General features: G+C 40.9%; 18 protein-coding genes. 10 read left to right on the top strand and 8 right to left on the bottom strand.

Annotated elements, in window-relative coordinates:
• Positions 1-2: 2 nt before the first annotated feature.
• The gene (locus ACQ2HE_RS00495) at positions 3-3353 is read left to right on the top strand and encodes a VCBS repeat-containing protein (RefSeq protein ID WP_430895607.1); all 3351 of its coding nucleotides are present in this window, start codon (positions 3-5) and stop codon (positions 3351-3353) included.
• On the opposite strand, the gene ACQ2HE_RS00490 is transcribed toward ACQ2HE_RS00495, so the two are convergent.
• Positions 3343-4254 carry a GyrI-like domain-containing protein gene (locus ACQ2HE_RS00490; protein ID WP_430895608.1) on the bottom strand — a complete coding sequence of 304 codons (912 nt, stop codon included), beginning with the start codon at positions 4252-4254 and terminating at the stop codon, positions 3343-3345. The two genes, ACQ2HE_RS00495 and ACQ2HE_RS00490, sit on opposite strands and share 11 nt — an antisense overlap.
• Before the next feature lie 60 nt (positions 4255-4314).
• Positions 4315-4914 carry a hydrolase gene (locus ACQ2HE_RS00485; RefSeq protein WP_430895610.1) on the bottom strand — a complete coding sequence of 200 codons (600 nt, stop codon included), beginning with the start codon at positions 4912-4914 and terminating at the stop codon, positions 4315-4317.
• A 312-nt stretch (positions 4915-5226) separates the two neighbouring features.
• Here ACQ2HE_RS00485 and rplM point away from each other — a divergent pair, with 312 nt between their 5' ends.
• The 5 genes from rplM to ACQ2HE_RS00460 all read left to right on the top strand — a co-directional run bounded on the left by rplM (position 5227) and on the right by ACQ2HE_RS00460 (position 9192).
• On the top strand, positions 5227-5670 hold the full coding sequence (gene rplM / locus ACQ2HE_RS00480) for a 50S ribosomal protein L13 (RefSeq protein WP_430895612.1): 444 nt from the start codon (positions 5227-5229) through the stop codon (positions 5668-5670).
• A gap of 69 nt (positions 5671-5739) precedes the next feature.
• Entirely contained in the window at positions 5740-6129 is a 390-nt protein-coding gene (gene rpsI / locus ACQ2HE_RS00475; RefSeq protein WP_430895614.1) for a 30S ribosomal protein S9, read from the top strand.
• Positions 6130-6218: 89 nt separating this feature from the next.
• The gene (gene rpsB, locus ACQ2HE_RS00470) at positions 6219-7088 is read left to right on the top strand and encodes a 30S ribosomal protein S2 (protein WP_430895616.1); all 870 of its coding nucleotides are present in this window, start codon (positions 6219-6221) and stop codon (positions 7086-7088) included.
• 40 nt (positions 7089-7128) lie between these two features.
• Complete coding sequence (gene tsf, locus ACQ2HE_RS00465; RefSeq protein WP_430895618.1) at positions 7129-7965, top strand: translation elongation factor Ts; 837 nt, start codon at positions 7129-7131, stop codon at positions 7963-7965.
• Positions 7966-8349: 384 nt separating this feature from the next.
• Positions 8350-9192, top strand: coding sequence for an NAD(P)-dependent oxidoreductase (locus ACQ2HE_RS00460; protein WP_430895620.1), 843 nt, complete (start codon positions 8350-8352; stop codon positions 9190-9192).
• A 6-nt stretch (positions 9193-9198) separates the two neighbouring features.
• Here ACQ2HE_RS00460 and ACQ2HE_RS00455 read toward each other — a convergent pair whose 3' ends face one another.
• On the bottom strand, positions 9199-10446 hold the full coding sequence (locus ACQ2HE_RS00455) for an aminotransferase class V-fold PLP-dependent enzyme (RefSeq protein WP_430895622.1): 1248 nt from the start codon (positions 10444-10446) through the stop codon (positions 9199-9201).
• A gap of 150 nt (positions 10447-10596) precedes the next feature.
• Here ACQ2HE_RS00455 and pyrH point away from each other — a divergent pair, with 150 nt between their 5' ends.
• The 3 genes from pyrH to pdxH all read left to right on the top strand — a co-directional run bounded on the left by pyrH (position 10597) and on the right by pdxH (position 13359).
• The gene (pyrH, locus tag ACQ2HE_RS00450; RefSeq protein ID WP_430895624.1) at positions 10597-11310 is read left to right on the top strand and encodes a UMP kinase; all 714 of its coding nucleotides are present in this window, start codon (positions 10597-10599) and stop codon (positions 11308-11310) included.
• Between the two features lie 174 nt (positions 11311-11484).
• On the top strand, positions 11485-12582 hold the full coding sequence (locus tag ACQ2HE_RS00445) for a coiled-coil domain-containing protein (RefSeq protein WP_430895626.1): 1098 nt from the start codon (positions 11485-11487) through the stop codon (positions 12580-12582).
• A 135-nt stretch (positions 12583-12717) separates the two neighbouring features.
• On the top strand, positions 12718-13359 hold the full coding sequence (gene pdxH / locus ACQ2HE_RS00440; RefSeq protein ID WP_430895628.1) for a pyridoxamine 5'-phosphate oxidase: 642 nt from the start codon (positions 12718-12720) through the stop codon (positions 13357-13359).
• Between the two features lie 41 nt (positions 13360-13400).
• Here pdxH and ACQ2HE_RS00435 read toward each other — a convergent pair whose 3' ends face one another.
• The 4 genes from ACQ2HE_RS00435 to ACQ2HE_RS00420 form a co-directional block, all read right to left on the bottom strand.
• Positions 13401-13511 (bottom strand): 30S ribosomal protein THX, encoded by a 111-nt coding sequence (locus tag ACQ2HE_RS00435; protein WP_430895630.1) that lies wholly within the window; start codon positions 13509-13511, stop codon positions 13401-13403.
• A gap of 109 nt (positions 13512-13620) precedes the next feature.
• Positions 13621-13890 carry an HU family DNA-binding protein gene (locus tag ACQ2HE_RS00430; protein ID WP_430895632.1) on the bottom strand — a complete coding sequence of 90 codons (270 nt, stop codon included), beginning with the start codon at positions 13888-13890 and terminating at the stop codon, positions 13621-13623.
• 292 nt (positions 13891-14182) lie between these two features.
• The gene (locus tag ACQ2HE_RS00425) at positions 14183-14548 is read right to left on the bottom strand and encodes a DUF4286 family protein (RefSeq protein ID WP_430895634.1); all 366 of its coding nucleotides are present in this window, start codon (positions 14546-14548) and stop codon (positions 14183-14185) included.
• 109 nt (positions 14549-14657) lie between these two features.
• Positions 14658-16958, bottom strand: a complete 2301-nt coding sequence (locus ACQ2HE_RS00420) for a DUF2339 domain-containing protein (RefSeq protein WP_430895636.1) — start codon at positions 16956-16958, stop codon at positions 14658-14660.
• Positions 16959-17228: 270 nt separating this feature from the next.
• Between ACQ2HE_RS00420 and ACQ2HE_RS00415 the strand changes: the two genes are divergently transcribed.
• Positions 17229-17387, top strand: coding sequence for a hypothetical protein (locus ACQ2HE_RS00415; protein WP_430895638.1), 159 nt, complete (start codon positions 17229-17231; stop codon positions 17385-17387).
• Between the two features lie 271 nt (positions 17388-17658).
• Here ACQ2HE_RS00415 and ACQ2HE_RS00410 read toward each other — a convergent pair whose 3' ends face one another.
• Positions 17659-18426 (bottom strand): exodeoxyribonuclease III, encoded by a 768-nt coding sequence (locus ACQ2HE_RS00410; RefSeq protein WP_430895640.1) that lies wholly within the window; start codon positions 18424-18426, stop codon positions 17659-17661.
• Positions 18427-18448: the final 22 nt, after the last annotated feature.

Here is an 18448-nt window from a genome sequence, read left to right as displayed (position 1 = left end):
AAATGAATCAGTTGTTGGTATATAAAACCTTTCGGTTGTTTTTAGGATTGTTGATGAGTGCCTTTTTAATGGTGGCATGCACATCAAAATCAGATGTGCCCGCTTTGTTCGAGGTAGTGAAAGAAAACGAATCCGGAATCAATTTTACAAATAAGTTGACTCCCACAGCCAGCTTCAATATGTTTAAATACATGTACTTCTACAATGGGGCGGGAGTAGGTGCAGGCGATTTTAATAATGATGGTTCTATTGATTTGTTTTTTTCAGGAAATCAGGTTCAAAACAAATTATATCTCAACCGTGGAAAGTTGAAATTCGAAGATGTTTCTGAGAAAGCTGCGATCCCAAATGATGGAGGATGGTCTACCGGTGTATCGGTTGTAGACATCAATCACGACGGAATGCTCGATATCTACATTTGCAGGGTTGGTAACTTTGAGACTTTGAAGAGCAAGAATCAGTTTTTGATCTGTCAGTCCATTTCAAAAGAAGGTATACCCCTGTATAAGGATATGGCAACTGAAATGGGGTTAGCCTTTTCCGGATTCTCTACGCAAGCGGCTTTTTTCGACTACGATTTGGATGGTGATTTAGACATGTACCTGATGAACCATTCGCTTCGATTCAATGGAACTTTTTCAGAAAGAAAAACATACGAGAACACCTACGATAGTTTAGCAGGTGATCGCTTTTACAAAAACGAAGGCGGTCGATTCACAGAAATCACTCGAACGGTTGGCATCAATAGTTCCATCATCGGATATGGTTTGGGAATAGCAACAAGTGACATCAACAACGACGGCTATCCTGATCTTTATATAGGGAATGATTTTCATGAAAATGATTATCTCTATATCAATCAAAAGAATGGAACTTTTAAAGAAGTGTTGAGAGATCAGATTCTGCACACCAGTCAATTCTCGATGGGAGTAGATGTTGCCGATGCCAACAACGATGGTGCACCGGAGATCATATCAATGGACATGCTTCCTTCCGACTCCTATATTTTACGCAGGTCATTAGGCGAAGATTCTTATAATTTATTCAACTACAAAATTGGGTTTGGCTACAACCATCAATACACTCGGAATAATTTACAATGGAATCAAGGAAATGGACAATTTAGCGAGGTGGGATTGTATTCAGGCGTGTATGCCACTGATTGGAGTTGGGCCCCATTATGGATGGATTTTGATAATGATGGATGGAAGGATTTGTTCATTTCGAACGGCATTCCAAAACGACTTAACGACATCGACTATGTTAGTTTTGTTTCAAACGAAGAACTGCAAGCGAAGATTCGCGAGAATACACTCGAGGATAAGGACATGGCCTTGCTAAAGAAATTCCCTGAGATCAAACTTCCCAACCGTTTCTTCCTCAATAAAAAAAATTTGCAGTTTGAAGACCTTACAGGACGAATCAAAGGGGACCAGCCAACTTTTTCTAATGGCTCTGTATATGCCGATCTTGATAATGATGGTGATCTCGATATCGTGGTGAACAATGTTGACGATCCTGTGCTCATTTATAAGAACACTACCAATGATAAAAAGGAGCACCCCTCTATTACGCTCTCACTAAAAGGCGACTCCTTAAATCTCAAGGCAATTGGTGCAAGGGTACTGGTGTATCAAAAGGAATTGTTGAAGTCGTTTGAGAAGTTTCCGGTGAAAGGCTTTCGGAGCTCGATGGAAGTTCCGATGACCATAGCAGTTGGGCCTGAAAAAATAGATTCCGCTTTTCTGATTTGGCCCAATAATACCTATCAAAAATTGGATTTGACTAAAGGAGAAATGATCAACCTTTCGTTTGCAAAAGATTTGCCTGTTTTTGACTATGCCGGTCATTTTAATGTGCAACTTCCTTTGGAGGTTACTGATATTACAGCTAGGGCCGGATTGGCAATTAAGCATGAAGAGAATCTTTTTAATGAGTTTGATAGAGAGCCATTGATTCCTCAGATGATTTCTAGAGAGGGCCCGGCGCTGGCAGTGAAAGATATTAATGGAGACGGCTTAGAAGACTTCTTTATTGGCGCCTCCAAAACTTACCAGCCCGGAGTATACCTTCAAACAATAGATGGTAAGTTTAAACGACTACCTCAACCAGCCTTAGAAGCGGATACCATGTTTGAAGAAGCCATGGCTGTTTGGGCTGACATTAACAAAGATGGAACGCAGGACCTTATTTTGGGTGACGCTGGAAATGAGTTTTATGGCAACGATGTTCATCAAAGCCCTCGAGCTTTTGCAAACGATGGGAAAGGGATGTTAACGGAAATTGCAAATGCATTCAACAACGTTTATACTACTCCGGGAGCTTTAGTACTGAACGATTTCGATGGAGATGGCGCTATAGATATTTTCATTGGTGGAAGAACTGTACCCTTCGATTACGGGGATCGTCCACTTTCTTATTTGCTTAAGAACGATGGAACCGGTCATTTCACAGATGTTACAACTAAATGGAATGCTGAGTTACAAGACGTTGGGATGGTTACCGATGCAGAATGGGTGGATTTAGATAAAGACGGTAAAACAGATTTACTGCTCTCGCTTGAATGGGGTAACGTATTATGGTTTAAGAAAACAAACAATGGATTTGAAAGGAAACTAGTGGGCGAGGAGAAGGGCTGGTGGTACAAGGTAAAATCTGCGGATATAGACAATGACGGAGATCTTGATATTGTGGCCGGAAATCTTGGGTTGAACAGTAGGTTAAAAGCAACCAAGAAAGAGCCAGTAAGGATGTATTTTCAAGATTTCGATGGCAATGGTAAGAAAGAACAAATTCTAACCTATTATCTTGGAGGCGAAGAAGTTCCTTTTGCGAATAAAGAAGAATTGCAGAAACAATTGCCACTTATAAAGAAGAAGTTTTTGTATGCAGAAGATTTCGCGAAGGCGAAGTTGGATGAGATGTTTGAGCCGGCAAAGTTGAACAGTGCTTTGATACGTACAGCGAATTTTTTCGAATCGGTTGTGTATGTAAACGATGGGAAAGGAAATTTTAAAGCACAAGCATTGCCTTGGATGGCTCAATTGTCGCCCATACGGAATATATTGGCAGAAGATTTTGATAAAGACGGGAAACTTGATTTGTTGCTGACGGGCAATTTCTATCATGCCAATATTCAGATGGGGAGGTACGACGCCAACTATGGAACCGTATTATTGAATAAGAACAACAATCAATGGCTTCCCTTTATGTTAAAAGGCAGGGCCTTGAGTGGTGAAGTGCGTCAGTTAACTCCAATAAAAGTGGCACAACTGAATTCGTTTTTAGTAGCAAAGAATAACGACAGCGTTCGGTTGATTCAATTGAAACCTACCATTTCAATTAAAAAATAGGGTAGTATATTCTTGTTATCCATTTACTGGTATCCGGTTCAGCAGATCTGTCTGTTACCAGCATTTCGAAGGGAATAGCTGGAGGCGTTTTTTTGTAGTCCCGAATATAAACTTCCGCTTGTTTAAGCGCTTGTTTTGTTGTGTACGGTCCACCTTTTACTTCCCCTTCTAGAATGTTTCCAAGAATCAATCGCTTGAGAAATATAGTTTTTGTATCTGGGAGTATTTTGTTTGTTGGAATTCCAATCATTGTTTCAATTGTATTGTTGCCCATATCAGAAAAATGCAACATTGGATAATTGGTTTCTTTAGCTCCATTTTTGGCAATATAGGATCGAATTGTATTTATGTTTTTGTAAATAGTTGCAACATCGGGATATCCAATAGTTTCAAATTTTGTAGCCATTAAAACGGTGTCTTTCACTTTAGCCTCTCTGATTTCGTAACCATAAATATTCGATTTCTTCTCAACAAACTGTTTGAGAGAATCAAGAACCTGATTCATCGTATTCAGCAGCTTGGTGGCCTTTTTGTATTCAGTATATCTAACCCAGGGATTGTAGCCGATGTTCCAAGAGCATTCCCAGCCAATTGAAACAGAATCTGCATCAATAGAAACCACCTGCATTTGACTTCCAATCATTGGTTTGCTTGGATCTGTTTTGATCATTACTTCTTGACTATTGTATGAGGGCGTGCCAAATGCAAACTGGAATTCGCCGGAGCTTGATGGGAACCAATTCTTCCAATTCTGTTCTGATGATATCATTCGAAACACTGCAAATTGATTTGCATTAGCGGGTACTTCGGTAGAAACCTTAAGGGTGGTAGGAATAAATATATAGGTGCATGCAATGGCAATGAGTAGGATTCCAAGAGTTGCCAAGAAGATCTTTTTCATATTCAAATCAATTGACGTAAAGGTACATAACAATGACAAAGGATGCTTGCTTCCGGCCTGTCATTTTACGGAGGCTTGATGAGTTAAAATAAATTCTATATACGTTTCAATAGGAGCATTCGTACTAGCAATGGCTTCTTGAATTTCCTCTCTATTTACTTGTGCGGCAAAGGAGGCTGTTTTTAGTTTCTTCAATACGCTCTTTACGTCCATCCCTTCGTAACGGGTGGGGCGAATAAGAGCTGCGGCATGTATGAAACCGGAGAGTTCGTCGAATACATAGATCATTTTGTCCATTACTGAAACGGGCTGTACGCCAAAATGACGAGGGCCGTGCGAAGCGATGCATTGTATGATATCGGGATCAATATTGCGTGCTTCTAGTTCTTCGATGATGATACGGCAATGATCGTTGGGGTATTTTTCCCAATCGGCATCGTGCAATAAGCCGGCTAGTTCCCATTTACGAGCGGTGATTTCATCGGCGCCTTCTTTTTCGAGAGCCCAAGCTTTCATAACGGCGGCCACTTGTTTCATGTGCAGTCGCAGGCGTTCATTGGGCACCCATTCTTCCAGAAGGGCATTGGCTTCATCGAGGGTCAGCAAATTTCCTTTGTTTTCGGGTTTACCGAAGCTTGTTCTTCCGAGGTGTAATGACATAAGAATGAAATGAGCAGCAATTTAAGCGAAAGGGCGGCAAAAATAACCATTTTACTGTTGTTTCTAACACATTGATAATCAGCCTCTATTTGATATGATATTTATTATGTTACAAAATATTTATTGATAATCAATAAGATATGAAGGCTGCTGTAAAAATAGGTTCCGGAAATTTAGGTTGAGAGAATGGAGATGGTTATCTTTGCGTCCCTTTAGGCTATGAAAATAGGGTTAAAGGGGGCAGAAAAGCGGGATGGCGCGTCTGTTCTATTTTTTAAACGCATCGGTGAATACCGGTAAAAAGTTATTAAAATGAGTAAACTACATTTCACTACCAAACATGCGAATGCGGCTACCGTACAACGTAATTGGTATGTTGTTGACGGTACCAATCAAACCGTGGGACGCATGTGTGCTAGAATTGCTTCAGTTCTTCGTGGTAAGAACAAGGCATATTATACGCCACATGTTGATTGCGGAGATTATGTGATTATTATCAATGCAGACAAGGTTAAGTTCACAGGAAACAAAATGGAAGAGAAAGAGTACATCACTTTCTCGGGTTATCCTGGTGGTCAAAAAATTGAGATCGCTAAAGATTTGTTGAAACGTCGTCCTGAAGCTTTGTTGGAAAGAGCGGTACGCGGTATGTTACCAAAGAACCGTTTGGGTCGTAAGATGATCAAGAAGTTATTTGTGTATGCCGGCGCTGAGCATCAGCATGGAGCACAACAACCCAAAGAGTTGAAGTTCTAATTTAAACGAAACTAAAACATCTCATCAGTTGTGCGCCGAAAAGGCAAACGACATAAAGCTTAAATAAAAATGGAAAAGCAAAAAAATGGTGTAGGTCGTCGTAAAGAAGCTGTAACCCGCGTATTTATTTCAAAGGGTAGCGGTAACATTACTGTGAACGATAAAAACTACAAAGAATATTTCTCTTTAGTATACCTTCAAAATCAGGTTGAGTTGCCTTTGAAAGTGGCTCAGCTTTCTGATAAATTAGATGTTAAGATCAATGCTGCCGGTGGTGGTATCAAAGGTCAGGCAGAAGCTGCTAAATTAGGTATTGGTCGTGCTTTGGTTGAAATGAACCCAGAGTTACGTCCTGCTTTGAAAGCAGCGGGCATCCTGAAAAGAGATCCTCGTTCTGTTGAACGTAAGAAGTTCGGTCATAAGAAAGCCCGTAGAAGCTTCCAGTTCAGTAAACGTTAATATCGGTTGGGTATTCCAACTGTGTGGATGGTTCTTGCGGAACTCATCTTACATCGAAAAAAACATTGTAAACTTTTTATACAAGAAAAATGGAAAACAACACTTCTCTTCAACAACAACTTTTAGAAGCCGGTGTACACTTCGGTCACCTGCGTAAGAAGTGGAACCCTAAAATGTTGCCTTATATCTTCGCTGAGAAGAAAGGTATTCATATCATCGATCTTAACAAAACCACTGAAAGCTTGCAAGAAGCTGCTGCTGCTATGAAACAAATGGCACGTAGTGGAAAGAAGATCATGTTTGTTGGTACTAAAAAACAAGCTAAAGAGATCGTTACAGAATGTGCTAGAAAAGTAAACATGCCGTACGCAACAGAACGTTGGTTAGGTGGTATGTTAACTAACTTCAATACCGTTCGTAAGAGTGTAAAGAAAATGCAGAGCATCGATAAAATGTTGAACGACGGTAGCGCTGAAAGCCTTACTAAAAAAGAGCGTTTGACCTTGGGTCGTGACCGCGATAAAATGGATAAAGTATTGGGTGGTATCGCTCAATTAGGACGTGTTCCTGCTGCTTTGTTCATTATCGATATTGGCCACGAGCACATCGCTTTGGCTGAAGCAAAGCGCCTTGGTATCACTACCTTCGGAATGGTAGATACGAACTGCGATCCTAACAAAGTTGATTTCGCTATTCCTGCGAACGACGATGCTACTAAATCAATCGCTATCATTACTCAGTACATCACTGCTGCAATTGCAGAAGGATTGGCTGAAAGACAAGCTGCTAAAGATGAAGAAGTAGAAGAATCAAGTGATGACGAAAAAGAAAAGAAAGCAGCACGTTTACAAGCTGAAGCAGAAGCAGAAGGTGGCCGTGGTGGTCGCGGTGGTGGTAACAGAGGCGGTCAAAAACGCCGTGTTCCCGGTGGTGCAAGCCGTCGCCCAGCTGGTAAATAAGCGAATGGTATTTTATCAATAAACATTTAATATAAAAGATATGTCAACTGTAACTATATCTGCAGCCGATATCAATAAACTCCGTCAAGCTACCGGTGCCGGTATGATGGATTGTCGTAAAGCGCTTACAGAATCAAACGGTGATTTTGAAGCAGCGATCGACTGGTTGCGTAAGAAAGGTGCTAAAGTTGCTGCATTAAGAGGTGATCGTGAAGCGAAAGAAGGTGTGGTGTTGGCGAAAACTACTGCAGACAACAAAACCGGTATCACTCTTTGTGTGAGCTGTGAAACAGACTTCGTTAGTAAAAATGCTGACTTCGTTGCGTTCGCTCAATCAATTATGGATGCTGCCGTTGCAAACAATGTGAAATCATTAGATGAATTGAACGCTGTTTCAATCAACGGTGCTAAAGTTGCCGACTTAGTAAACGACAAATTGGCTTCTATCGGTGAGAAAATCGGTATTACCAAATTTGAGCGTGTAGATGCTCCATACGTAGCTTCTTACATTCACGGTGCAAACCGTTTGGGTGTATTGGTGGGAATGGATAAAGAATCTGCTGAAACAGGTAAAGACGTTGCAATGCAAATTGCTGCAATGAGCCCTGTTGCTGTTGATCCTTCAGGAGTAGATGCAAGCGTAATTGAAAGAGAGCGCGCTATCGTTACTGAGCAAATTAAGAACGATCCTAAGATGGCAGGAAAACCTGATGAAATGATCGCTAAGATCGCTGAAGGTAAATTGAATGCCTTCTTCAAAGAGAGCACTTTGTTGAGCCAAGCTTTCGTAAAAGACAGCAGCAAAACTGTAGGTGACTACTTGAAGAGCGCTGGTGATTACAAGGTAACCGAATTCAAACGTGTTGCTTTAGGATAATCTCCTTCGTTAAGAAATATGTGAGAGCCCCCGGATTTCCGGGGGCTCTTTTCGTTTGATCAGGATTTACAGGATTAAAGGATTCACAGGATTAGTGATTTAGTTGGATAGGATAGATATATTTTTCATTGGAAACGATTCAGAGCTGGAGTTAACGACGCTGTAGGCGTCGAACATTAGTAGCGGTAATGAATATCGTTAACAGGGCAACACGACCCTGTAGGGGTCGAACATTAGTAGCAGCAATGAATATCGTTAGTAGGGTAATACGACCCTGTAGGGGTCGCACATTAGTTGTTTTTGATTGGTTAATTTCCGTGATTCGAATTCATATAAAGAATTCACAAGCTCTTTCCTTCCTACCTTCACATAAAATTTATTCTCATGGCTACTGAAAGAGTTGGATTTATTGGATTGGGCAATATGGGATTGCCAATGGCGCTCAATTTAGAAAAAGCGGGTTTCGATTTGAGTGTGTACAACAGAACAGTCGGAAAAACCGATGCCTTTAAAAGTTCTACGAAGAAAGCTGCAACAATAGAGGAATTAGTAAGTCAATCCGATATTATCATCACCATGCTCACCAATGACGCTTCCGTTGAAGAAGTATATACTAAAGCACTTTCGGTAGATGTAAAAGGAAAGCTCTTTATTGATATGAGCACCATCTCTCAGCAGTTGTCTGTTTCCTTGAGTGAAAAGCTAAAAACTCATCGTGCTTCGCTCTTAGATGCACCGGTAGCAGGAAGTACGAAACCGGCTGCTGACGGCACTTTAATTATTATGGTGGGTGGTGAAACCTCCGACTTAGAAAGAGCCATGCCTTACTTTGAAAAAATGGGTCGACTGGTGAAACACCTTGGTGTAAATGGAAAAGGACTGGCTGCGAAGATTGCAATCAACTATTTTCTTTCAATTCTGTATCAAGGATTGGCGGAAGGTGTATTGGTTGCAGAAAAATTGGGAGTGGAGCGCAGCGCATTGCTCGATATCATCAATGAAAGTGCCGTGGGTAGCGGTGCTACAAAAATCAAAACTCCGCTATTGAACGCTCATGAATACCAACCTGCATTTGCCCTAGATCTGATGTTAAAAGATGTATTACTCGCTAAATCGGCTGGTGCCGTTTATCCATTGGGTGCAGTTGCCATTGAATCGTATCAAGAGGCGCAGAACAAAGGGTTGGGAGCGGAAGATGTAATTGGTATTATAAGATCACTATCTTAGTACACGCTATTGATACTTTTTCAAAACTGCAATCAACTGATCTATTTCTGTTGCACTGTTGTAGAAAGAAGGAGAGATACGTATCATGTGATCGTATACTGAAATATTGATCCCTTCTTTTTCCAGCGCAGGTTTTAGTAGTTTGCCGGCGTCTTTGAAGGCAAAGCAAACAATGGGTCCTTCCGTTTCTTTTAGTGTTAGGGGTATGAATCGACCTCCTGCAATTTCGTTTTGAAGTTTATTGATCAAAGGCTGCCTGTAGGCTGCGATATTCGAGACGCCCAGCGAATGCAACAATTGCAAGGAATAACGCAAGGCGGCAATGCCGCTATTCGCGAAAGTGCCCACTTCGAAATGCCCGCTCATGTCTTGCCTCGCTTCTGAATCAAAACTAGTGCTGCCGGGTGTGTCAAAGGGAAGTACGTGAGACACTTCATTGGTCATTTGCCTGTAACCAATTGCCATTCTCTTCATCATTGGTAACAAGTCTTTCTTTACATAAAGAAATCCTATTCCAAAATCACCCATTAACCATTTGTAGGTTGCGCAAGCGCAGAAGTCAACGTTTGTATCTTTTACATCAATCGGAATAGCGCCTGCCGCTTGAATGATATCGGCATAAACCAATGCTCCTTTTGCATGAGCCAATTTACAAACCTCTTTTAAAGAGTGTTGAAATCCGGTAGTAGCGGAAACCAGTGATAGCGCTACTAATTTAGTACTGGGTTTAATGGCTTGGTCTAATTCATTTAAGTCAATTTGATTGTTCCTGGGTTTTACCACCGTTACTTTGTTCCCGGAAGCTGCCAATTGATTGTACAAATGCAAGGAGCCGTGAAAATGAAATCCGTCTGTAACAATAGACTCGGTTGTGCCTGGTAGTGAGAGTCCATTCACTACCATGTTTTCTCCATACATAGTGCTAGGAATCCAAGCTATTTCAGAAGGGTCTGCATTGATGAGTTGGGCAAAACTTGCTGCAACTTCTGCTCTTTCAAAGGCATCATAGCCCGGTGCTTCTTTTTTGTTTTGCATTCGATCGTTTAGAAACCGATTGATTTCTGCACGACTGCCAATGCTCATAGGATGCGTATATGCTGCATTGAGGTAATTGCCTTTAATTTCAAACAATTGCTTTGCCGGGAAAGTTCCGGTGAAAGAAGGAATGGTGGATTGTACAGGAAGCTGTGTGAGCGCCGGTAAACCGGTCATTAACGACACAAATTTTCTTCTCGAGAAATCCTGATTCCCCATTCAAGTTGATTTGATTAAAGATAATAAAATCTTACGGATGCGTTCAAATTCAGGCCACTAGCAAAGTACAAGTGAAGCGGGCATGCCTGAACATATTATCGATTTCAACCTAAAACAATTTTCTTATCTTGCGCACCAAACTACCAACACATGTTACCCAAATACAAAAGGATATTATTGAAGCTATCGGGCGAAAGTTTGATGGGAGATAAGAGTTTTGGATTAGATCCTGCCGTTATTGAAAAATACGCCAGAGATATTAAGGAAATCGTTGATTTAGGTGTACAAGTGGCTGTAGTAATTGGAGGTGGTAATATCTACCGCGGTATGAATGAAGGTGAAACGGGAATTGAGCGTGCTCATGGCGATTATATGGGGATGTTGGCCACGGTAATCAACGGTATGGCCATGCAGGCAATGTTGGAAAAAGTAGGCGTTTATACACGTTTGCAGAGCGCCATTAAAATGGAACAAGTGGCTGAGCCTTATATCCGTCGCCGTGCCATCCGTCACGTAGAAAAAGGACGTGTAGTGATCTTTGGAGCAGGAACGGGCAACCCATATTTCACCACTGATACAGCCGGTTCTTTGAGAGCCATTGAGATGCAAGCGGATGTAATTTTGAAAGGAACACGTGTTGACGGTATCTATACTGCAGATCCCGAAAAAGACCCTACCGCTACCAAGTTCAATACCATTACCTTCCAGGAATGTATCTCGAAAAACTTGCGAGTTATGGACATGACGGCATTCACACTTTGTATGGAAAACAGCCTACCTATCATTGTGTTTGACATGAATAAACCTGGAAATTTACGCCGTGTGGTTAGTGGAGAGAAAGTAGGGACCCTTGTAAGAGGTTAATAACCAATACGGTAAAAAATATTTTAGAAAGCACTTGCAAATACGGCAAGTGCTTTCTAATTTTCGGACTGATTCCTATTTTGGAATCCCTCCAATTCTGATTCAAAATCCCTTGAAAGATGGTTTACCTTGTTCTTCCCGTGAAGGGCAATTAATGCTTATTTCCGAACCATTATGAACACGCTATCTATCATCCTGGGTATTCAAATCAGTCTCTTGGAGATCATCATCTTCCAAGTAGGCGCTGCTATTCTGGGATTCGCTATTCACTTCTTCATCTCTTCCAAGAAAAATATACAAATAGAAAGAAAGCCTGTTGAAGCAGGTATCAGCGATGCTGATCAATGGCGCCTGAAGTATTACGAGGAACTCGATCTTCACGAAAAACGTCAAGAAGAACTTAGAAAGAAAGTTCAAGATGCACAAGACTTAGAGGAGCAGTTTGAGGAAGAGTTGTCGGAAATGAGGAGAGAAACCAAAAGAATGATTCAAGAACAAGAGGCGGAGAAGAATAGATTAAAAGAAGAATTCGAAAAACAATTACAAGAGATAAAGGCGCAATTTGAGGAGAAAGAAAAGGAATTACAAGCCAAGCCGGCTGAGCTTCCAACTCTTGACTATTTAGATGAACTAAAGAAAACACAGACGAGTTTATTGGATCACAATCAGCGGATCAGTCGTTTGCTCGAGCAGATCGATTTTCTGAAAGACGCAGAGCAAAAGCACATGGCAAGCACTCGTTTAAATGAGCAATTGCAAGCTGAGTTGAGAGATATCAAGCGCATTTTAAATGAAAAGGAAGCCGAGCTGAAGCACGCTAAACAGCAGCAGGATCTTGCCAAGGAAATGCAGGATCGATTGAAGCAAGCTTATGGCGAATTCAGCAATTTGCAAGAGAAGATTCATAAAGTAGAAACCCATATTGTTCAACCACAGAATCGAAATTTTGAATACGAAGAATTGCAACAGTCGTATTTTAAGTTGAGTAAAGAATTTGATGAGTTGAAAACGAAGCATTTGTCGATGATGGAGGAAAACCAACGCTTGTCGCGTCTTTTGACGGATGTGGAAGACAAATTGCGAGAAGCGAATTTCAACCGTCAACAATTAGCGAAGAAGGTAAATTTCCTTGAGGAATTGAACGGCGATTTGCAACAAGTAGCTGAGCATAATAAAAAGCTGGAAAATCAATTGCGTAGAATCGGGGAAATTGAAGGATTGTTGGCGAAGATTTCAGCGATGCAAGGGGGAGAAAGTAACCCAACGATGTAGTTCACATGTCATGTTAGTTATACAGCGCGGAGCAGTACTCCGCGCTTTTTTATTTTAGGACCTCCTGATCGGATAAAAGTCAGTTTTTTAAAAACAAAAGGGCTGTAATTTTGTACCTCAATAAAAGAGAAGTGTATGGCAACAATTGCGGATATCAGGAAGGATTACAAGATGCACAGTTTATCGGAGAAAGAAGTATCAAATGATCCAATTGCTCAGTTCAGTCTATGGTGGGAAGAGGCCCAAAAAGCGGAGATTTTAGAGGTAAATGCGATGACATTGGCCACTGCATCGGTTGATGGAGTTCCATCGGCTCGAATTGTGCTTTTGAAGGATTATGATCATCGTGGGTTCGTGTTTTACACCAATTATACGAGCTATAAAGGCAAGGATTTGTTGGAGAACCCTAGAGCTTGTTTGGTCTTTTTCTGGAAGGAATTGGAGCGCCAAGTGCGAATTACAGGTATTGTAGAGAAGGTAAGTGGATCGGAAAGCGATGTATACTTCAATTCAAGACCGGAGGGAAGCAGAATAGGAGCATGGGCTTCGCCACAGAGTACGGTAATTGAAGGTCGGGAATGGTTAGAGCAGAATGAGCAGCAATGGGCGGAGCGGTTTAAAAGCGAGCCTTTGAAGCGTCCTGACCATTGGGGCGGATACCGAGTAAAGCCCGTTACAGTGGAGTTTTGGCAGGGAAGGCCTAGCAGATTGCACGACCGAATACAATACAGCTTAGAAGATAATGGGGCTTGGAAAATTGAGCGTTTGGCCCCTTAAAAGAAAAAAGGAAAATGACAATGTCGTTTTCCTTTTTTTAATTATTTGGCGTCTTTCTTAGCTACCGCTTTTTTTGTTCTTGCTGGACGGCTCTTACCGAAAGAACCTTTGAAAGTTTTGCCTTTTTTGGTTTTTTTATCACCTCTACCCATAAAATGTATTTTTTACCTGTTTTTTAGATTGCTGCAAAAATAAAACAGCTCCGGCACATAGACAAGAGCTATATACCGGAGCCGATAAAATGCTTTTTCGGGTGCAGCATTATAATTTAGCAGAAAGCTCTTTACCAGCTTTGAAGCGAGCAACTTTCTTTGCTTTGATTTTGATAACAGCACCAGTTTGAGGGTTGCGACCGTTACGTGCAGCTCTCTTTGATACGGAGAAAGTACCAAAACCTACTAAAGTTACTTTACCACCACCTTTTAAAGTTTTAGTAACTGCTTCGATGAAAGAATCCAAAGCAGCGTTTGCTTGAGTTTTTGTAACGCCAGCATCGTCAGCGATTTTGGCAATTAATTCAGCTTTGTTCATGATGTAATATTTAAATTTTATTAGCGGAGACAAATTTAACCGCTTTTCAATACCAACAAAATTTTTCTTATAAACAATCACATTTTTTTAAGTGTGTGTAAGCCGCACGGGACAAGGGTTGCACCATTTTTTGCAACAAAATGATTTCTTATAAATGAAATGTGAATGAGCTGAAACTCGCTCTGGTGGCCTGTTTCACGATATTTCGGCTGTAATCCTTGTGCGGTGCGGTTTTCAGAGGAATTTACAGTTATTTTTCAATTACCCAAATCTATTATTTTCTTATCCACACTCAGTTCACAACCTCCATTAGCGTGCGAAAAGTCATGCATCGATCGCCCCAAAGCTGTTTGCTTTCTTCACGCAAGGCAGGTGCATGCTGCTGAATATAGGTTTCGTAGTTCGCTCTGTCGGCCGCATACAATTGCAATGCATAAGTAGGGCCCTCTTCTTCGTCGATATCGAGTAGTTTTACGAATTGGTATTTCTCGAAGTAGCCGGTGTTCATGATGTCGGGAATGTGTTTTTCCTGCATCCATTTCATGTAAGCGGCTCCAATGGCCCATTCGAACTTGATGGTGATATTGTAGATAAACATAGAGATACTTGATAATTGTTTGGTGTAGTATTGTACTAGAGCAAAATTAAGTAATACCACTGATCAGGATTTACAGGATTAAAGGATTTTCAGGATGGCTGCTTTCCCTCCTCATTCCTCTTGTCCTCTTATCCTAGCTCCTCTTTTCCTCGTCTCCTCATTTCTCTCCTCATTCCGTTAACAGCTTTTTAATTCTTTGATACATGAAAGAAACGACGAGTAATAGAACACCTAATAGAATGAAAGCAATGATTTTGCCGGCCGGATTGATATTTTGGATATCGTAAGTAAACAATTTCACCAATGTAATGCCAAACAACACGAGCGCTGCAATACGCAAGGTCTTGAGCTTTTTTTGTAGGCCAATATAGATGGCAACAAAAGACACCAATGCCCATACTATAGTAAGACCTGCTTTTTGAAATAGTTGACTGTTTAAATGATACGATGCGAGGTCATTGCTTGTTAACCATACAAAAGCCAATTTTGTTTCATTGCTGAATACGAAGGTTGCAGTAAAGACGATGAACCATGTGTACGATTTTCCCAAGCTTGCTCGAAGCGACTCTTCTTTCATAAATGCTCGAATACCCACATAGAATATCCACACCATCATTGGGAAGATGAGCCAGTAGGCATTGAACCAAGATTGATATTTGCCAATGCTAAACAAATCTTCCTGGATACTATTCATATATAATCCGGAGAAGAGATAGTAAAATGCTGCAAAACCGGGCGCAATTAGTACCGCTTTGTTAATAATGGTTAGTCCTAATTTTGGAAGCACCTGCGAAACGAGAATGAGGTAAAGCATTACCCATAGTTGAAGATAGACACCATTGACACCCGCTTCCGCTAATCGATGATTGAATTGGTAATCGATTTCTGCAATTCCGGCGATGAAAAGTAGCAATATGGGTACCAGTCTTGTTACAGGTTTCCATATCAGATGTATAGTATCAGGTGCCTTCGTTTGTTTACTTTTATTGAAGAAGTATATCAATAGTTGACTTGCTACAACAAACAAGCCGGTTAAACATGCTTTGTTGACAATGATCGGAAGCGGTCCTATGTCGAATCTATAGATAGCTGTCCAATCACTAATTAAACTTACTACTGTAAACACGTAGAGAATAATAGAAGCATAACGAATGAGTGATTGCTGAGTGCGAATAAAAAACCAAGCTAGTAGCGTTGCTTCTACTGCCCAGAAAAGGGTAATGGTATACCCGCCAAATTGGATAGGTATTGCCATCGTAATCAGTCCAATTGATAAGCCGGTAAGCAATTGAACAAGGTTTCTGTCTGCGTTCATATTTGCAAATACACGTGCTGCGATAAAACTAAGTGCTGCAAGCACTGCAGAAAATAGACCTTGGTATTGCTCCCATTGACTGTATTCAAGTGTGGTATATCCGGCACCAAAATAGAGCATGTACAAGGTGAGTAGTTGAATGAACTCAATTGACTTGAAAGGTCTTTTCAATAGAATATTATACAGCACTTGTATTCCAAAGAATTCGAGGAAGAAGATGCTGTAGAATAAAAAGAGTGTTTTTGCGAGTGCCGGATCAGAGCTGATTGGAGCTGAAATATAAGAACCGCCGGTTAGCAATATGGTAAATCCAAGGGCGACTGGTGAGAGTATGGTCCAACGTTTATAGAAGCTTAGAACGAGTAATCCTCCATTTAAAATGGCGATATAAGTAAACAGTGCTTGATAGTTGTTTTGTCCATTGCTTACCAAAAGAGGTGCTATAAATCCTCCAACGGTGGCAAGAATTGCAATCTCCATTCGATCGTACCAAACAGCAAGTGCTACGCCTAATAGTGTAACGCCCACCATGCATACAAAGGCGGTGGTTTGAGAGATCAGTTCATATTCTTGGAATGCAAATGCAAAGCTGAAATAAAATACAGCTAATCCGCCGCCTACTAGTACCGATGAAAAAGAACGGTAGTTCCTTTTAAGTAGATGTGCCAATACAAGTAAAAGAAGTCCTACGAAAAGAGAAATGCCAATTCTTGTTGCTTCTCCAATCCAGTTCTTGTCGATTGCGTATTTGATAAAGAAACCGATGCCCAGCACTAATACGGCAATCCCGATTTTGTTGAACAAGTTCTCGCCTATAAATTTTTCAAGATCGGGATTGTTCTTTAACCAATTGTCCCACCAACTTCCTTCTGACTTCGAAGAAACAGGCGCTTCCTCAACGGGTTGCCATGTCGGCAAAGACGATTGTTCAATTATTTCGGGTTGGGGCTCCTCTTTAGGAGTAACCAATTCTACAGGACTTGCCTCTACAATCGTAATTTCTTTGTAAACAGGTTTGGGTGGTTCGGGTGTTACAGGTGCTTTTATTGGCGCTGAACTTTCTTCTTTTTTAATACTTGGTTTTTCTGCCGAAAGCGAATTGATCTCGTTGCGGAGTTTTTTGATTTCGGGAAGTGAGGTGTTTGAGCTGCTCATAGATCGCGTCGTATTTCGAGGAGCGCGAAAACGCAATGTAAATAATAAAAGCGGCGACAAGCAGTACAAGGACAAATTCCATGACGGTTAGGTTTCATGGAAATTAAGCATTTCTGAGGAAATGGGAGTAGTGCCGGCTATTTTAACGTATTCTTAAGCGGTATGAACGAGTCCTCATAAAAAGGTGTAATCCATTGTCTTTTAAATGGGCTGATGGTTGAATTTTCAAAGCGATGGATCTAACGATTTTCTAGAACAATTAAGCAATTTATGAGTTTCGATCATTTTTATACAATTACAATTCTGCTCATTGTGAAACCACATGCGACCCTTCCAGGGTCGAATGCATTGTTGATCATTTTTTTCTACGACCATACGACCCCTCTTGGGTCGGGGGCCAATGAAATGAATGGCTTGTTTCTTCCTTGAGGCTGCGATTCTGTTGAATATAAATGAATTGTTTCCATACTAGGGACGGGATCATAATACAAATGAATGTGTTGAGTCATTTCTTGAGTTGGGTTCATCACAAAACAAAATGCTTCCTCTCCGGAGTGGGAAGCCAAACAAAAATGTATGGATCGCCTCCTCAATCCGGCTAGGATACTAATAAAAGCGAACAGATTGGCTGCCCTCTATATTCCAATTGCAACAAACGGATTGGACCCATTGATATTAGGAAAAGCACAAAATGGCACTGCTAGTCTTTTAACTCCAAATAAACTGGACAATGATCAGAATGCTTTACATCGGGATAAATCTCTGCGTCTACAATTTTATTCTTTAACGGTGTTGTTACATTGATATAATCAATTCTCCAGCCTTTGTTTTGCAGTCGTACACTTGGAAAGCGTTGGCTCCACCAACTGTAGCGATGTGGTTCCGGATGTATTTCACGGAAACTGTCAATCCATCCTTTCGCGAAAAACTCATCCATCCAAGTTCTTTCTTCAGGCAAGAAGCCGGAAGATTTTTTGTTTCCTTTGGGATCGTGAATGTCTAATTCAGTATGTGCAATATTATAATCGCCGCAAAGAATGATGGATTCTTGCTGCTTCTTTACTTCTTGTAAATACTGGTCAATTTCATCAAGCCATTGGTATTTATAGGTTTGACGTTCATCGCCGCTGGTACCTGATGGAAAATAAGCGTTTATTAAACGGATCTTTCCGAATATTAGTTGGATAACGCGGCCTTCATCATCACTCATTTGATGTCCGGTACCGTAGATCACGTTGTCGGGTTTTATTTTACTGAAAACGGCTACGCCACTGTATCCTTTTTTCTGAGCGCTGTACCAATAGTCGTGAAAGCCTAGATCGGTGAATTGTTTGTAGTCAACATTATCGCGGTGTGCCTTGGTTTCTTGAATACAAATAATATCGGCCGGATCTGTTTTCAACCAATCGATCAACCCTTTGTTCATCGCCGCTCTGATACCGTTAACATTATAACTAACAATGCGCATGAGATTATTTATTAAATTGAAA

The organism is Endoryza foliicola (assembly GCF_050589245.1).
Classification (GTDB): Bacteria; Bacteroidota; Bacteroidia; order Chitinophagales; family Chitinophagaceae; genus Endoryza; species Endoryza foliicola.
The sequence above is the reverse complement of the archived record's forward strand: the minus strand, read 5'-3'. Positions and strand labels throughout refer to the sequence as shown.

Coding starts and splice junctions, on each gene's coding strand:
- ACQ2HE_RS00495 (WP_430895607.1), top strand. CDS start 3: ATGAATCAGTTGTTGGTATATAAAACCTTTCGGTTGTTTTTAGGATTG.
- ACQ2HE_RS00490 (WP_430895608.1), bottom strand. CDS start 4,254: ATGAAAAAGATCTTCTTGGCAACTCTTGGAATCCTACTCATTGCCATT.
- ACQ2HE_RS00485 (WP_430895610.1), bottom strand. CDS start 4,914: ATGTCATTACACCTCGGAAGAACAAGCTTCGGTAAACCCGAAAACAAA.
- rplM (WP_430895612.1), top strand. CDS start 5,227: ATGAGTAAACTACATTTCACTACCAAACATGCGAATGCGGCTACCGTA.
- rpsI (WP_430895614.1), top strand. CDS start 5,740: ATGGAAAAGCAAAAAAATGGTGTAGGTCGTCGTAAAGAAGCTGTAACC.
- rpsB (WP_430895616.1), top strand. CDS start 6,219: ATGGAAAACAACACTTCTCTTCAACAACAACTTTTAGAAGCCGGTGTA.
- tsf (WP_430895618.1), top strand. CDS start 7,129: ATGTCAACTGTAACTATATCTGCAGCCGATATCAATAAACTCCGTCAA.
- ACQ2HE_RS00460 (WP_430895620.1), top strand. CDS start 8,350: ATGGCTACTGAAAGAGTTGGATTTATTGGATTGGGCAATATGGGATTG.
- ACQ2HE_RS00455 (WP_430895622.1), bottom strand. CDS start 10,446: ATGGGGAATCAGGATTTCTCGAGAAGAAAATTTGTGTCGTTAATGACC.
- pyrH (WP_430895624.1), top strand. CDS start 10,597: ATGTTACCCAAATACAAAAGGATATTATTGAAGCTATCGGGCGAAAGT.
- ACQ2HE_RS00445 (WP_430895626.1), top strand. CDS start 11,485: ATGAACACGCTATCTATCATCCTGGGTATTCAAATCAGTCTCTTGGAG.
- pdxH (WP_430895628.1), top strand. CDS start 12,718: ATGGCAACAATTGCGGATATCAGGAAGGATTACAAGATGCACAGTTTA.
- ACQ2HE_RS00435 (WP_430895630.1), bottom strand. CDS start 13,511: ATGGGTAGAGGTGATAAAAAAACCAAAAAAGGCAAAACTTTCAAAGGT.
- ACQ2HE_RS00430 (WP_430895632.1), bottom strand. CDS start 13,890: ATGAACAAAGCTGAATTAATTGCCAAAATCGCTGACGATGCTGGCGTT.
- ACQ2HE_RS00420 (WP_430895636.1), bottom strand. CDS start 16,958: ATGAGCAGCTCAAACACCTCACTTCCCGAAATCAAAAAACTCCGCAAC.
- ACQ2HE_RS00415 (WP_430895638.1), top strand. CDS start 17,229: ATGAGTTTCGATCATTTTTATACAATTACAATTCTGCTCATTGTGAAA.
- ACQ2HE_RS00410 (WP_430895640.1), bottom strand. CDS start 18,426: ATGCGCATTGTTAGTTATAATGTTAACGGTATCAGAGCGGCGATGAAC.